This window comes from Streptomyces sp. B1866 (assembly GCF_031932565.1).
Taxonomy (GTDB): Bacteria; Actinomycetota; Actinomycetes; order Streptomycetales; family Streptomycetaceae; genus Streptomyces.
In genome coordinates, this window is record NZ_JAVSCF010000167.1 from 1 (window position 1) to 14231 (window position 14231).

12 protein-coding genes and 1 pseudogene are annotated in these 14231 nt (G+C 74.9%); 5 read left to right on the forward strand and 8 right to left on the reverse strand.

The window, feature by feature from the left end:
• The 6 genes and pseudogenes from RKE29_RS20385 to RKE29_RS20410 form a co-directional block, all read right to left on the reverse strand.
• A partial coding sequence (locus tag RKE29_RS20385) for a fumarate reductase/succinate dehydrogenase flavoprotein subunit (protein WP_312006916.1) occupies nucleotides 1-2437 on the reverse strand: 2437 nt, incomplete at its 3' end.
• Nucleotides 2438-2651: 214 nt separating this feature from the next.
• Nucleotides 2652-3448: pseudogene (locus RKE29_RS20390) on the reverse strand (ABC transporter ATP-binding protein).
• Between the two features lie 104 nt (nucleotides 3449-3552).
• Nucleotides 3553-4368, reverse strand: coding sequence for an ABC transporter permease (locus tag RKE29_RS20395; RefSeq protein WP_312006930.1), 816 nt, complete (start codon nucleotides 4366-4368; stop codon nucleotides 3553-3555).
• 50 nt (nucleotides 4369-4418) lie between these two features.
• On the reverse strand, nucleotides 4419-5780 hold the full coding sequence (locus RKE29_RS20400) for an ABC transporter substrate-binding protein (RefSeq protein ID WP_312006918.1): 1362 nt from the start codon (nucleotides 5778-5780) through the stop codon (nucleotides 4419-4421).
• 17 nt (nucleotides 5781-5797) lie between these two features.
• The gene (locus tag RKE29_RS20405; RefSeq protein WP_312006920.1) at nucleotides 5798-6025 is read right to left on the reverse strand and encodes a ferredoxin family protein; all 228 of its coding nucleotides are present in this window, start codon (nucleotides 6023-6025) and stop codon (nucleotides 5798-5800) included.
• Nucleotides 6026-6083: 58 nt separating this feature from the next.
• On the reverse strand, nucleotides 6084-7007 hold the full coding sequence (locus tag RKE29_RS20410) for a GntR family transcriptional regulator (protein ID WP_312006922.1): 924 nt from the start codon (nucleotides 7005-7007) through the stop codon (nucleotides 6084-6086).
• A 491-nt stretch (nucleotides 7008-7498) separates the two neighbouring features.
• On the opposite strand from RKE29_RS20410, the gene RKE29_RS20415 reads away from it, so the two are divergent.
• The 3 genes from RKE29_RS20415 (at nucleotide 7499) to RKE29_RS20425 (ending at nucleotide 10349) form a co-directional block, all read left to right on the forward strand.
• Nucleotides 7499-8746 (forward strand): helix-turn-helix domain-containing protein, encoded by a 1248-nt coding sequence (locus tag RKE29_RS20415; protein WP_312006923.1) that lies wholly within the window; start codon nucleotides 7499-7501, stop codon nucleotides 8744-8746.
• A gap of 204 nt (nucleotides 8747-8950) precedes the next feature.
• Nucleotides 8951-9907: an alpha/beta fold hydrolase gene (locus RKE29_RS20420; protein WP_312006924.1), complete on the forward strand. Its 957-nt coding sequence runs from the start codon at nucleotides 8951-8953 to the stop codon at nucleotides 9905-9907.
• A 154-nt stretch (nucleotides 9908-10061) separates the two neighbouring features.
• Entirely contained in the window at nucleotides 10062-10349 is a 288-nt protein-coding gene (locus tag RKE29_RS20425; RefSeq protein ID WP_312006925.1) for a hypothetical protein, read from the forward strand.
• An 85-nt stretch (nucleotides 10350-10434) separates the two neighbouring features.
• On the opposite strand, the gene RKE29_RS20430 is transcribed toward RKE29_RS20425, so the two are convergent.
• The gene (locus RKE29_RS20430) at nucleotides 10435-11331 is read right to left on the reverse strand and encodes an LLM class flavin-dependent oxidoreductase (protein ID WP_312006926.1); all 897 of its coding nucleotides are present in this window, start codon (nucleotides 11329-11331) and stop codon (nucleotides 10435-10437) included.
• Between the two features lie 177 nt (nucleotides 11332-11508).
• Here RKE29_RS20430 and RKE29_RS20435 point away from each other — a divergent pair, with 177 nt between their 5' ends.
• Both RKE29_RS20435 and RKE29_RS20440 read left to right on the forward strand, forming a co-directional pair.
• A complete protein-coding gene (locus RKE29_RS20435; RefSeq protein ID WP_312006927.1) occupies nucleotides 11509-11778 on the forward strand; it encodes a hypothetical protein in 270 nt (89 codons plus the stop codon).
• Nucleotides 11779-11951: 173 nt separating this feature from the next.
• Nucleotides 11952-12923: an HAD family hydrolase gene (locus RKE29_RS20440; protein WP_312006928.1), complete on the forward strand. Its 972-nt coding sequence runs from the start codon at nucleotides 11952-11954 to the stop codon at nucleotides 12921-12923.
• A gap of 34 nt (nucleotides 12924-12957) precedes the next feature.
• Here RKE29_RS20440 and cydC read toward each other — a convergent pair.
• Nucleotides 12958-14231: thiol reductant ABC exporter subunit CydC (cydC, locus tag RKE29_RS20445; protein WP_312006929.1), on the reverse strand; the 1274-nt coding region annotated here is incomplete at its 5' end.

The window sequence follows — 14231 nt, forward strand, 5'->3', positions numbered from 1 at the left end:
AGCCGGCGGACCGCAGGGCGGTGAGCGCCGCCGCGCGCACCAGCGGGTCGGCGTCGTCGAGCAGCGGCGCCAGGTCGCCCGGCGCGCCGGCGGTACCGAGTCCCTGGGCTGCGGCGACCCGCACCTCCCGGCTGGGGTCGGCCGCCGCGCGGGCCAGCGGTCCGGCCGCGTCGACGGAGACCAGGGCTGTCACGGCGGCGAGCCGGACGCCGGTGTCCGGGTCGGCCAGCGCCCGCGCGAACAGCTCCGCCGCGCCCAGCCGCAGCGCGCGCAGGGCGTCCAGCGCGGTGGCCCGCACCAACGGGTCGGCCTGGTCCAGCGCGGCGGTCAGGCCCCGCCGGAGCGCGTCGTCGGGCGGCAGCACCTCCACCAGTTCGCGCAGGGACGCGGCGGCGGCCTCCCGGACGCCCGGGTCCGGGTCGGCGAGGGCGGCGGCCAGCGCCGGGCCGGCGCCCTCCGGGGCGGTCTCGGTGAGCGTGGTGACGGCGGTGCGGCGCACGGCCGGGTCCGGGTCGGCCAGGTAGGGCCGCAGCTCCGGCAGTCCGGGCTGGGCCTCGGCCAGGGCGAGCAGGTCGAGGATGTGCGGCGCGGGCGGCCGGGCCGGCGCGGGCGCCGCGGCCGGGGCCGTACGGTCGCCGTCGGCCGCCGCCCGTGCGGCGGTGGGCGCGGTGGTGCGCGGCCCGGCCGTGGCCACCTGCTCGGGGTGGACCGGGCCGAGCACCCGCGTCTGGCCGCCGGTGGGCGCGTAGCCCTCGACGGGCACGAGGTAGGGGGCGACCGGCCGGGTCAGGAACTCCATCGAGCCGTCCGCCGCCTTGCGCAGGTTCAGGTGGGCGAGCCAGTCCGCGTCGTCCCGGCCCGGGTGGTCGGTGCGCTCGTGGTACAGGCCCCAGCGGCTCTCCGTACGGGCCAGCGAGGCGCGCGCGGCCATCTCGGCGCAGTCGCGGATGAACGTGACCTCCGCGCACCGCATCAGCTCGTGCGGGGTGCTGGCGCCCATGCTGCCGATCTCGGCGCGCATCCGCTCGAAGGACTCGATGGCCAGCGACAGGCGGGCGCCGCTCTTGGGCGGGGCGACGTAGTCGTTGACGAACCGCCGCAGCTTGTACTCGACCTGCGGCTGCGGCGGCCCGTCGGGGTGGCGCAGCGGCCGGTAGACCAGCTCGTGGGCCTCGGCGAGCTGGTCGGCGGGCAGCTCGCCCTCGTACGGCGCCTGTAGGGCGGCGTCGGCGCCCGCCAGGTCGCCGAAGACGAACGCGCCGATCATGTAGTTGTGCGGCACGCACGCCAGGTCGCCCGCCGCGTACAGGCCGGGCACGGTGGTGCGGGCGTGCTCGTCCACCCACACGCCGGAGGCGGAGTGCCCGCCGCACAGGCCGATCTCGGATATGTGCATCTCCACGTCGTGCGTGCGGTAGTCGTGGCCGCGCCCGGCGTGGAAGGTGCCGCGGGTGGGCCGCTCGGTGGTGTGCAGGATGCCGGACAGGGCGGTCAGCGTCTCGTCGGGCAGGTGGCTGAGCTTGAGGTAGACCGGGCCGCGCGGCGAGGCCACCTCCGCCGCGAACTCGGCCATCATGTGGCCCGACCAGTAGTCGGAGTCCACGAACCGCTCGCCGTGCCGGTTGACCTGGTAGCCGCCGAACGGGTTGGCGACGTACGCGCAGGCCGGGCCGTTGTAGTCCTTGATGAGCGGGTTGATCTGGAAGCACTCGATGCCACTCAGCTCCGCGCCCGCGTGGTAGGCCATCGCGTAGCCGTCGCCCGCGTTGGTGGGGTTCTCGTACGTGCCGTACAGGTAGCCGCTCGCGGGCAGGCCGAGCCGCCCGCAGGCGCCGGTGGCCAGGATCACCGCGCCCGCCCGGACGGTCACGAAGCCGCCGCTGCGGGTGTCGAACCCGGCCGCGCCCACCGCCCGGCCGCCGGCGGTGAGGACCCGCACCGGCATCACGCGGTTCTCGATGTGCACCCGCTCCCGCACGTCCCGGCGGCGCAGCCTGCGGTAGAGGACCTTCTTGACGTCCTTGCCCTCCGGCATGGGCAGGACGTACGAGCCGGAGCGGTGCACCTGGCGGACCGCGTACGCGCCGTGCTCGTCCTTCTCGAACTTCACGCCGTACGACTCCAGACGCCGCACCATCGCGTACCCGCGGGTCGCGGTCTGCCGCACGGTCGCCTGGTTGACGATGCCGTCGTTGGCGCGGGTGATCTCGGCGACGTAGTCGTCGGGGTCGGCCCGGCCGGGGATGACCGCGTTGTTCACCCCGTCCATGCCCATGGCGAGGGCGCCGGAGTGGCGGACGTGGGCCTTCTCCAGCAGGACGACGTCGGCGCCGCGCTCGGCGGCGGTGAGGGCCGCCATGGTGCCGGCCGTGCCGCCGCCGATGACGAGGACGTCGCAGGTCAGCTCCGCGGCGTCGCGGAGGGCGGGGATGTCCATGTCGGGCCTTTCACCTGGGTTGTTCGTTCGGGCCGCGGGCCGGAGCCCGGCCGGGCCGTCCGTCTGACAGGGGGCGGGGCGGCGGACGCGGCGGTGTTTCACGTGAAACAGCCGGGCGGAGACGGCGTCGCGCAGCGGGCTGTTTCACGTGAAACATGGCGTGGTTTCACGTGAAACACCGCCGCTTCCCTCCCGGGGTGCTGCCGCGCCGGACTCAGGCGCCGAGCGCGGTGAGGATGTCGCGCCGCAGCGCGGCCGTCTCCGGCTCCCCCTGCGCCTCCCGCACCCGCGGGTGCGGCACCTTCCGCACCTCGACCGCGTCGCCGGTGCCGCCGGCGCCCCCGAGCACCGCGACCCGGTCGCCCAGGAACACCGCCTCGGCCACGTCGTGCGTGACGAAGACGACCGTGGCGCGGGTGTCGCGCAGGGTCTCGGCCAGCAGGTCCTGCATGCCGGCCCGGGTCTGCGCGTCCAGCGCCCCGAACGGCTCGTCCATCAGCACGGCGCGCGGCTGTCCGGCGAGGGCCCGGGCGAGCTGGACCCGCTGGCGCTGGCCGCCGGACAGGTGGTGCGGCAGGGCCCGGCCGTGCCCGGCGAGGCCGACCCGGGCCAGCCACGCCTCGGCCCGCGCACGGCGCTCGGCGCGGGGCACGCGCCGTATGGCCAGGGGGAGTTCGACGTTGCGGCGGGCGGTGCGCCAGGGCAGCAGGCCGTCCTCCTGGAAGACCAGGGCCCGGTCGGCGCCGGGGCGGACGACCGGCACGCCGTCGTCCTGGGTCACGTGGCCCGCCAGAGGCGGCAGCAGGCCCGTCAGGGTGCGCAACAGCGTGGACTTGCCGCACCCGGACGGGCCGACGACGGTGAGCAGTTCNTCAGGGTGCGCAACAGCGTGGACTTGCCGCACCCGGACGGGCCGACGACGGTGAGCAGTTCGCCGGGCGCGATGTCCAGGTCGAGGCCGGACAGGACGGGGGCGCCGGGCCGGCCGAGCGTGACGCCCGCCAGCCGCAGCCGGGCGCCCTGCGGCGGCCGGGCCGTCCCGGCGGTGGCGGCGACGGCGGGCCGCGCGGTGGCGGCGGGCCGGGCCGTCCGGACGTCCGGAGTGATCTCGGTGTTCATGACGCGGCCCTCTCCCGTGCACGGCGCGGGGCCGCCTGTACGGACGTACGCGGAAGCCAGCGGGTCACGCGGCGCCCGGCGAGTTCGACGGCGGTGGAGGTGAGCCAGCCCAGGACGCCGATGGTGACCATGCCGACGAACACCCCGGGGTAGTCCACGACGGTGTAGTCCTGCCAGGTGCGGTAGCCCACCCCGTACTGGCCGGAGATCATCTCGGCGGAGATGACGCAGATCCACGAGACGCCGATGCCCACCGACAGGCCGCCGAGGATGCCGGGCAGGGCCCCGGGCAGCACCACGCCGAGCAGCACCCGCCACCGCCCGCCGCCCATCGTCAGCACGGCCTCCTCCCACACGGGGGTCAGCGCCCGCACCGCGTGCCGAGTGGAGACCAGCACGGGGAAGAAGGCGGCGGCGAAGGTGATGAAGACCGTGCCCTGCTCGTTGGTGGGGAAGAGCAGGATCGCCACCGGCACCAGGGCGATCGCCGGAATCGGCCGCACCACCTCCACCAGCGGCCCGATCAGGTCGGCGGCCAGCCGCGAGCGGGCGATGGCGGTGCCGACGGCCACGCCGAGCACGGCGGCGAGCAGGAAGCCGGTGAGGATGCGGGTGAGGCTGTCGGAGAGGTCCTGCCAGTACGTGCCGGTGCCGAGCCGGTGCGCGAACTCGCGGGCCACCTCGGTCACCGTCGGGAACTGCGCGAAACGCAGCCACAGGGTGACGTGCCGGCTGGTCAGCAGCTGCCAGACGCCCAGCGCGGCCAGCAGCGAGGCGGTGCGCAGCGCCCAGCGGGCGGCAGGGCCGGACAGCCGGGGCGGACGCGGCCCGCCGGCCGGGCGGCGCGGCGCGGACAGGCCCGTCACGAGGCGGCCTCCCGCAGCGCCGCCGCGTAGGAGACGAGGCGGGAGCCGGGGTGCGCGGCGAGCCACGCGTCCGCGGTGGCCGGCGCGGTGAACGGCCGTACGGTCCCGGCGCCGTCCCGCACCCACACCGAGCGGTCGGCGAACCAGCGGGTGCCGGTGGTGGCGTCGGGCACGTACACGGCCCGGGCCGCCGCCGCGCCCCCGTGCCCGGCGAGGTAGGCCAGGGCCGCGGCGGGCGTACCGAACCGCCGGGTGGCGGCTTCGCCCTTCAGCCACACCTCGCTCGCGCCGTGGTCGGGCACGTCGGCCACCGCCTTGGCGTATCCGGCGCCGTACAGCCGCTTGATGTGCCGGTCGTCCACGAACGCGTCGACGTCCACCGGTCCGGCGAGCTTGGCGGCGGTGAGCACGGACACGTCCTTCCTGAGCGCGTCGAGCAGCCGCGGCTTGAGGGTCGGGTCGAAGGTGGCGATCCCGTCTGCGCCGTTGTAGAGGTAGACCACCTCGGCGGGCAGCCCGGTCGTACGGGCGACGGACTCGGCGGCCCGCACCGGGTGCGCGTACAGGTAGCGGGTGGCGTCACGCTGCGCGGCGAGGAACGCCTGGACGACGCCGGACCGCTTGTCGGCGAAGGCGCGGCGCACGGTGACGCCGTGGAAGGTGGGCAGGTCCAGCTGCCCGCCGTCGTAGAGCACCTGCGCCTTGCCCTGGTGGGCCAGCAGCCCGGGCCAGGCCACAAACTGCGACAGCGCGTCCGCGCTGCCCGCGGCCAGCGCCGAGGCCCCCACCGCGGGCTGCTGGTTGAGCTTGTGCACCTCCTTGCCCGCGTCGAGCCCCACGCCGGCGAGGGCCCGTACGAGCGTGCCGTCGGCGGCCGAGCCGACGCTCGTGGACACCTTCTTGCCGCGCAGGTCGGTGAGCGTCCGCAGGGTGGAGCCGGGCCTGGTGACGATGGTGTTGAGCGCGCCGCGCAGGTTGTAGCCGGTGACGGCGACGAGCCGGGTCGGGGCGTCGAGCTGCTTGCCGCGCGAGGCGTTGATCAGCAGCGGGAAGTCGCCCATGGAACCGATGTCGACCTTGCCCGCGATCATCGCCGCGGTGATCGGCGCGCCGGTGGCGTAGTCCTGCCAGCGCACCTTGTACGTGACGCCGTCGCGCCGCCCCTGGGCCCGCAGCTCCCGCTCGAAGTAGCCGAGGGAGCGCAGCAGGGTGCCCGCGGTGACGGTGTTGATGGTCTTCGACTGGTAGCCGACGGTGACCGTGACCGTTCCGCCGCCGTCGCCCGCGCCGGAGGTGCCGCAGGCGGCCAGCGGGAGGAGCAGGGCGGCCGAGGCCGCCGCCGTGAGGAGTCTGCGCATCGTTCGAACCGGGCCTTTCACCGGAGCAGGTAGGGCATGTTGACCGTGACCGCGCCGGTGGGACAGCGGGCGGCGCACGGGCCGCAGTACCAGCACTCGTCCACGTGCATGTACGCCGTGCCGGTGTCCGGGTCGATGGCCAGGGAGTCCAGCGGGCAGATGTCCACGCACAGGGTGCAGCCGTCGATGCACTTGGACGCGTCGACGGTGACGGGCACGTCGGCGCGCTGGGGCACGAGAGGCATGGCTGTCTCCGGGAAGGGGGAAGGGGACGGTTCGCGGAAGGCGTGGGGGGTGGGGGCGTCAGACGGAGCGGTGCAGCAGTCCGCGCATGGTGATGCGGTCGCCCCGGAAGCGGATGAACTCCAGGTCCACGGGGCGCCCGTCGGACAGACAGGTGAGCCGTTCCAGCATCAGCACGGCCGCGCCGCGCGGTGCCTGGAGTACGGCGGCGGAGTGCGCGTCGGCGTTGACGGCTTCCAGGGTGATCTCGGCGGTGCCCAGCCGCTGGCCGGTGATGCGCTCCAGCAGCCGGAAGACGTCGGTGTTCTCCAGGTCGGCGCCGAGCAGTCCGGTGCCGATGTCCATCGGGATGTAGGTGAGGTCCAGGGAGAGCGGCAGCCCGTTCAGGCGGCGCAGCCGCTCCACGTACAGCACCTCGGTGCGCGCGGGCAGCCGGAGCCGGTCGGCGACCGGGCCCGGGGCGACGACCGGGCTGATGGTGCGGACCTCGTTGGTGACCCGGCCGTGCTCGCGCAGGGTCTCCGCGAGCCCCTGGAGCCGGTCCAGGCCGTGCGGGTACTTCTGCCCGGTGACGACCGTGCCGACGCCGGGCATGCGCGCCACCAGCTGCTCGGTGCGCAGCAGGTCCAGCGCCTGGCGGACGGTGTTGCGGGACGCGCCGTAGTCGGCGCTGATGCGGTCCTCGTGGGGCAGCACCCCGCCGGGGAAGCCGTGCGTGAGCAGTTGGTGGCGCAGCAGGTCGGCGAGCTGCCGCGCCCGGTCGGCCCGCAGCCGCCGGCGCCGCGCGGCCACGGCGGGCACGGCGCGCGCCGGGTGCGACGGGTGCGACGGGTGCTCCGGGTTCAGCTGGTGCTCCGAGTGCTCCGAGTGCTCTGGTGGGGCTTGGTGCGCCGGGCGGGCCGTCAGCTCGCGCTGCTCGTGGTGCTCGCCGTGGGCCGTCAGCTCGCGCTGCTCGTGGCGCTCGCGAGTGCGGTCGGCGGGCATCGGAGGGCTCCCGGGTTCGGGCCGGTCGGCGGTCGGCCGGCGATTGCCGAGGACTCTAGCCACGGTCGGCCCCAAGGTGTGTTGCGGCGGTATTGCGCCACTTATCCGGGCTCGGTATCCGGCCGCGAACTGGCCGTACGTCCCCAGGGGCCGCCGGATCCGCCACCGGCCCGCGTGCCCGGGGTAACCAGGCGGTGACCGGATCAGCGGCGGCGGGCCGCCCCGCCGACGGGCCGCGCTGGCGACCGTACGCAGGCCGCGCCCACGACCGTACGCGGGCCGCACCCGCGACCGTACCCGGGCCGCACCCGGCGGACCTCCGCCGGAATCCGGCGCCCGGGGCGCCCCGCCCGCCACGGCTGGCCCGTGCACGCGTCTGGCGCCCGCGCCGACCGAGTGTTACTGATAGGTAACGCATCAGGCCCGGCGGCCGCACCGACTCGCCGCCGACGGCCGCGCGCGCCGCCGAGGGCAGCGACGGAAGGGGAACCATGACGGGCGACCAGACCGCGATCTCCTACGGCGGCACACCGCTGTACCAGCGGCTGGCCCGCGCGGTGCACGACCTGACGGCGACCGTCGTCGGCGAGCTGGCCAAGCAGCTGCCCGTCTACCGCTTCCTGCCCTCCGAGCAGCTCGGCAACGACATTTTCCACATGACCGAGCAGGCTTTGCGCGACTTCGTCGAGGTGCTGCGCACCGGCCGGCTGCCCACTCCCGACCAGCTGGCCGCCGTACGGGAGTCCGCGGCCGTCCGCGCCGAGGAGGGCGTGCCGCTGGCGGCCGTGATCAGCGCGTACCACGTCGGGGCGCGGGTGAGCGCGGAGCGGATGAACGAGGCGGCGGGCCCGGAGGACCTGTCCGCGGCGTTCGCCGCGCACGAGCTGCTGCTGCGCTACCTGGAGCTGATGACCTCCTCGGTCTGCGCCGGGTACGCGATGGAGCGGCAGACGGCCTTCGGCGAGGAGTACCTGGCCCGCCAGGACCTGCTGTCCGCGCTGCTGGACGGCCCCGGCGCGCTGGAGGCCGTACGCCGTACGGGCGTCCGGCTGCCGGCCGGCTACCTGGTGCTGTCCCTGGCCTTCGGCCCGCACCCGGACGAGCTGAGCCCCGGGGTGAACAACGCGGTCGCGGCCCGCCGCAAGGTGCGCAGGCTGCGCGTCGAGCTGGAGCGGCACGTGGCCGGGGTGGTGCTGTCGACGCTGGCCGTCGACGGCGGGATCGCGCTGGTGCCGCGGGACACCCCCGCCGACGCGACGACCGACAAGGACTGGCTGTGGCTGTCCCAGGTGATCGGCTACATGCGGCAGGTGGCCGGGGTCGACGTCACCGCGGGCGTGGCCGCGGCGGATCCCGACGGCGTGGCCGAGGCGGCCCGGCTGGCGGCGGAGGTCCGCGAGGTGGCGACGACCTTCGGCCACCCGCCGGGCATGTACCGGTTGACGGATGTCGCCTTCGAGTTCCAGCTCACCCGGCCGGGCCCGGCGCGCGACCAGCTGGCCGCGCTGCTGGATCCGCTGGCGGACAAGCCGGAGCTGCTGGAGACGCTGCACACCTTCATGGCCGGGCCGATCGACCGCCGCCAGACGGCCGCGTCCCTGCGCGTCCACCCCAACACCGTCGACTACCGGCTGCGCAAGGTGGCCGCGCTGACCGGGCTGGACACCAGCCGCCCGGCCGACCTGCCGACGATCCGGGCCGCGCTCGCGGCGCGCAGGGCGGCGGCCGCGAACGGCTGAAAGGCCGGGTGTACGGCGGCTCGTTGTGCCGGGTAACAAAGACCGGCCGGAGCATTTATGACGCCACCGGGTACCTGCCGCCGCGGCCCTCGCCTACCGTGAATCATCGGACCGGCCGCTCGAATTCTCGCACCCGGCACCCGGGCGGCATCCGCCTTATCGGCAATTCGCGCCGTAACCCCCCATTTTCCCCTGGAGAATTCCATGACGAAAGCGCGACGCACGGACCACCGGTCGCCCGCCCGCACGGTCCGCCGCTGGCTCGCCGCCGCCGGCGCGGCGTTCTCCCTGGCGGCCGTCGCCGCGACCGCCTCCTCCCCGGCGAGCGCCGCCACCGGCCACCCGGTCGGCGACCTCGGCACGGCCGTACAGAACTTCTTCACCAGCCCGGACAAGGTGGCCGGCGCCAACGACTGGGACTGCGAGCCGAGCGCCGAGCACCCCGACCCGGTGGTCCTCGTCCACGCGACGGGCGTCAACCTGGGGGCGAACTGGGTGCGGCTGTCCCCCGAACTCGCGAACGCGGGCTACTGCGTCTTCGCCTTCAACTACGGGATGCAGCCGCTGTCGCTCGGCCGCGTCGGCGGACTCGACGACGTCGTCAAGGGCGCGAAGACCATGAGCACCTTCGTGGACAAGGTACTGGCCAAGACCGGGGCCGAAAAGGTCGACGTGGTGGGCCACTCGCAGGGCGGCATGATGCCGAACTACTACATCAAGCGGCTGGGCGGCGCGCAGAAAGTCGACACCTTCGTCGGCATGGCGCCCAGCAACCACGGCACCACCCTCAGCGGTCTCACCGAACTCGGCAAACAGCTCCACCTGCTCGGTTTCGTCAACGGCTTCTTCGACCTCACCGGACTTCAGGCGCTGCACCAGCAGGAAGTCGGCTCGCAGTTCCAGAAGGACCTCTTCGAGGACGGCGACACCGTCCCGGGCCCGCGGTACGTGGTCATCGCGACCAAGCACGACCAGGTCGTCACGCCCTACACCAACGCGTTCCTCAAGGGCGACAACGTCACCAACATCCTGCTCCAGGACCAGTGCCCGAACAGCGACGCCGACCACGTCGGACTGTTCCTCGACGGGCCGACGATGCAGAACGTCCTGAACGTCCTCGGCCCGAACGACCCCGGCTTCAAACCCGACTGCGCCGCCTGACGCCGACCTCCGCACCCCGGGCCCGGCACCCGACCGGGTCCGGCCCTGCCCCGGGGCGTCGGCCGGGCCAACCCCGGTCCTGCCCCCACCACTTGTCAGCGGCGGATGCGACCATGGTGGTGGCGCGGGAAGGCCCACGACCGAGGAGGGGCGGATGTCCTGGATACCCAAGCTCACGTCGACGGCAGCGGGCAAGCAGACGCTGCTGTTAGGCGCGGTCATCCTGCTCGTCCTGGCCGCCAGCCGCCACCAGGACGACGAGGGCGACCGGCACCGCGACCCCTCCCCCGGCCACACGGCGCGCTACCCGGTCTCGTTCGACCACGACGACCGGTCGGACAAGAACGGCAAGGGCGACAGGAACGGCCAGGACAAGACCCGTCGACCGCGGCCGGCGGTCTCCTACCCGATCAGATTCCACCACCCGGACAGCGGCCGGTGAGCCGTCGGCCGGGCCCGCCGGCCGCGGCGCTCGCGACAGGTCAGGCCCAGCCGCCTTCCCCTGCCACGGCCTGACCTGGCCGTTCTCAGGCGAGCTGGGCCGCCGCCTCGGTGGCGACGCGTTCGAACACCTTCTGGTCTGCGGCGAAGACGGAGTCCGGGACCGGCCAGTGCAGGACGATCTCCGTGATGCCGACGTCCCGGTGCCGGCCGGCGAAGTCCACGAAGGCGTCGAGGGATTCCAGCGGGCGGCCCGGCTGCGGCGTGAAACCGGTCAGCATGATCTTCGCCGGCTCGCCCGCGTCCCGGCCGATCTCCGCGCACGCCGCGGCCAGCCGGTCCACCTGTTCGCGGACGGCCTGGAGCGACTGCTCGGGGGTGCCGGTCCCGGACAGCCGCGGATCGCCCGTGGTCACCCACGCCTGGCCGTAGCAGGCGGCGAGCCTCAGCCCGCGGGGCCCGGTGGCGGCCACGGCGAACGGCAGCCGAGGCCGCTGCACGCAGCCGGGAATGTTGCGCGCCTCGTGCGCCGAGTAGAACTCGCCCTCGTACGAGACGGAGTCCTCGCGCAGCAGCCGGTCCAGCAGCAGGACGAACTCGGCGAACCGATCGGCCCGCTCCCGCGCCGTCCACGGCTCCCGCCCCAGCGCCGTGGCGTCGAAGCCGCTCCCTCCGGCCCCGATCCCCACCATGACCCGCCCGCCGCTCACGTCGTCCAGCGCCACCAGGTCCTTGGCCAGTGTCACGGGGTGCCGGAAGTTGGGCGAGGTGACGAGGGTGCCCAGGCGCAGGCGCTCGGTGGCGGCCGCTGCGGCGGTCAGCGTCGGGATCGCCCCGAACCACGGCCCGTCGCGGAACGTGCGCCACGACAGGTGGTCGTAGGTGTACGCCGCGTGAAACCCCAGCTCCTCGGCCCGCCGCCACACCTCTCGGCCGCCCTCGCGCCAGCGGTGGATCGGCAGGATCACGGTGCTCAGACGCATGGAGCCGACCCTATACGGCCTATCGGCCAGCGGCTGCGGTCGCAGATTCCTTCACTACGCGCACAATATGCGCGTAATGTATATGAATGCCGCACTGCACGAACGCGGCAGCGCCCGATCCCCGGGCAGGCGTCTTGCGCGGGTCAGACCGCGACGGCCGAAGAAGGCCTGACCGAGGTGACGACAACCGCAGACGCACGCGCTCGACGGCGGCCGTCGCAGTCGCGGCTGACGGTCCACTTCTCCAGACAGGACGCGGGATTCACCGATGTCAAGCGGCTTCACGACAAGGGTGTCTACTCGGGGCCGGTGATCTTCTATACCGGCCGAATTACACCCGCCCGGGAAGCACGAGCCCAGGAACTTCATGCCCTCGGCATGACCAACTCACCGGACCGGCTCCAGCACCTGGTCGTCCTGGCCGCACGGCGGCGCGGCTCCAGTTGAGCCGTCGCCACGCGGCGGTAGCGGCCCATAGCCCCTGGCCGGGTTCGGCTGGCCCAGGAGGGGGCAGGGCTTCGCCTCGCGGCTCAGAGGCGGCTTGCCCGGGGCCGCTGCCAGCGTGCGGGGGCTGTCGGGCGCCCCCTTCCTGCCCGTACGCGCCGGACATGCGGGAGGATATGCCCGTGACACCCGCATCCGAGCAGCCCGACCAGCCCGAGGAGGCCGGACCGCCGGCCCAGAGAGCCGCCGGACCGGGAGGACCGGTTGCCAGGCGAGGCGGGGCCGGGAGGCCCGCGCTCGCTCCGCCGCGCCTCATCGCCACCGACCTCGACGGCACCCTGCTGCGCGACGATCAGACGATCTCCGAGCGGACCGTCGCCGCGCTGGCCGCCGCCGAGCAGGCGGGCATCGCCGTCTTCTTCGTCACCGGCCGCCCGGCCCGCTGGATGGACATCGTCAGCGACCACGTGCCCGGACACGGCCTGGCGATCTGTGCGAACGGCGCCATCGTCGCCGACCTGCGGAACGGCAAGAGGCTGGTCGAGGTGCGCCCGCTGCCGCGCGCCGACGCGCTCGCCGTCGTGGACGCGCTGCGCGCCGTCGCGCCCGGCACCTCCTTCGCGGTCGAGCGCAGCACCGGCATCTACTACGAGCCGGAGTACCCGCCGTTCCACCTCGACCCGGGCGCCGTCATCGCGCCCGTCGAGAAGCTGCTCGCCGACGACGCCGAGTACGCCGACAAGCCGGTCGTCAAGCTGCTCGCCCACCACCGCGAGCTGGCCCCCGACGCCTTCCTCGACATGGCCCGCCGGGCCACGGGCGGGCGCGCCGACGTCACCCGCTCCAGCCCGACCGCCCTGCTGGAGATCAGCGGCGCGGGCGTGAGCAAGGCCAGCACCCTGGCGCGCTGCTGCGCGCTGCGCGGCATCGGGGCCGAGGAGGTGGTCGCGTTCGGCGACATGCCCAACGACCTGGAGATGCTCTCCTGGGCCGGCACCTCCTACGCGATGGCCAACGCCCACCCGGACGTGCTCGCCGCGACCACGCACCGCACCGCGGGCAACAACGAGGACGGGGTCGCGATCGTCGTCGAACGCATCCTGCACGCGGTGCGGTCGGGGCCGGGCGCGGGCGGCTGGGAGCGCTGACCGGCCCCGGGCCGTCCCCTGCCCGGCCGCCGTCCTACCCGGCCACCGCCAGGTCCTCCCCGTACGCCGCCGTCGCCCGCTCCCGCTCCAGCGTCCGCCGGAACGGGCCGTCGCAGGCCGCCAGCCGCTCGTACGGGCCGCGCTGCACGACCCGGCCGCCGGACAGCACGACCACCTCGTCCACGGCCTCCAGGCCGGTCAGCCGGTGCGTGATCAGCACGGTCGTACGGCCCTGGGTCGCCGCCAGCAGGTCGGCCGTCAGCGCGTCGGCCGTCGGCAGGTCCAGGTGCTCGGCGGGCTCGTCCAGGACCAGGACGGGGAAGCCGGCGAGCAGCGCGCGGGCCAGGGCGAGCCGCTGCCGCTGGCCGCCGGACAGCCGGGTCCCGGACTCGCCCACGCGCGTGTCCAGGCCGTGCGGCAGGCCGTCCACCCAGTCCAGGAGGCGGGCCGCGCGCAGCGCGTCGCGCAGGACGGCGTCGCCCGCCGCCGCCTTCTCGCGGGGCAGGGCGAGCCGCAGGTTCTCCCGCAGGGTGCTGTCGAAGATGTGCGCGTCCTGGGCGCACAGCCCGACCAGCCGCCGCACCTCGTCGTCGTCCATGGCGGCGGCGTCCCGGCCGCCGAGGGTGTACGTGCCGGACTCCGCGTCCAGGAAGCGGAGCAGCACGTGCGCGAGCGTGGTCTTGCCCGCGCCGGACGGGCCGACGACCGCCACCCGGCGGCCCGGGCGCAGGTCGAGGTCGACGCCGTCGAGCGCGAGCGGCGGGGCGGGCTGTCCGGGGCGGCCGGGGTGGCGGGCGCTGATGCCGCGCAGTACGAGGGGGAAGGGCGTGCCGGGGGTTCCGGGGGCTTCGGCGGTTCCGGGCGTTCCAGGGGTTCCGGGCGCTCTGGCGGCTTCGGGGGCTTCGGGCCGCCAGGTGGCGGGGGTGGCGGGTCCGGCCCGCCGGGCGGCGTCCGTGCGCGCCGCCGGTACGGGCGCCCCCGCGCGGTCCGTGCGCGCCGCCGCGACCGCCGACGGCCGGTCCAGCACCTCGTACACCCGCTCCGCCGACCGCCGCACCCGCTGCCGGTACTGCACCGCCGACGGCAGTCCGGCCACCGCCTCGAACGCGGCCAGCGGCGTGAGCACCACGACCGCCAGCCACACCCCGGCCAGCCGCCCGTCCGCGACCGCCCGCACGCCCGCCCAGGCGGTGCCCGTCACGGTCAGGCCGCAGGCGAGCGCCGTGAGACCCGCGCCGAGGGCCGTGGCGGCGGCGGACCGGCGGGCGATGGCGGTCAGCGCGGCGTCGGCGCGGCGGGCGGCGGCCA

Bases quoted from the DNA above. Each gene is read 5' to 3' on its own strand.
- RKE29_RS20425 (WP_312006925.1), top strand. From the start codon at position 10,062: ATGTCCTGGATACCCAAGCTCACGTCGACGGCAGCGGGCAAGCAGACG.
- RKE29_RS20405 (WP_312006920.1), bottom strand. From the start codon at position 6,025: ATGCCTCTCGTGCCCCAGCGCGCCGACGTGCCCGTCACCGTCGACGCG.
- RKE29_RS20410 (WP_312006922.1), bottom strand. From the start codon at position 7,007: ATGCCCGCCGACCGCACTCGCGAGCGCCACGAGCAGCGCGAGCTGACG.
- RKE29_RS20440 (WP_312006928.1), top strand. From the start codon at position 11,952: ATGCCCGTGACACCCGCATCCGAGCAGCCCGACCAGCCCGAGGAGGCC.
- RKE29_RS20400 (WP_312006918.1), bottom strand. From the start codon at position 5,780: ATGCGCAGACTCCTCACGGCGGCGGCCTCGGCCGCCCTGCTCCTCCCG.
- RKE29_RS20420 (WP_312006924.1), top strand. From the start codon at position 8,951: ATGACGAAAGCGCGACGCACGGACCACCGGTCGCCCGCCCGCACGGTC.
- RKE29_RS20430 (WP_312006926.1), bottom strand. From the start codon at position 11,331: ATGCGTCTGAGCACCGTGATCCTGCCGATCCACCGCTGGCGCGAGGGC.
- RKE29_RS20415 (WP_312006923.1), top strand. From the start codon at position 7,499: ATGACGGGCGACCAGACCGCGATCTCCTACGGCGGCACACCGCTGTAC.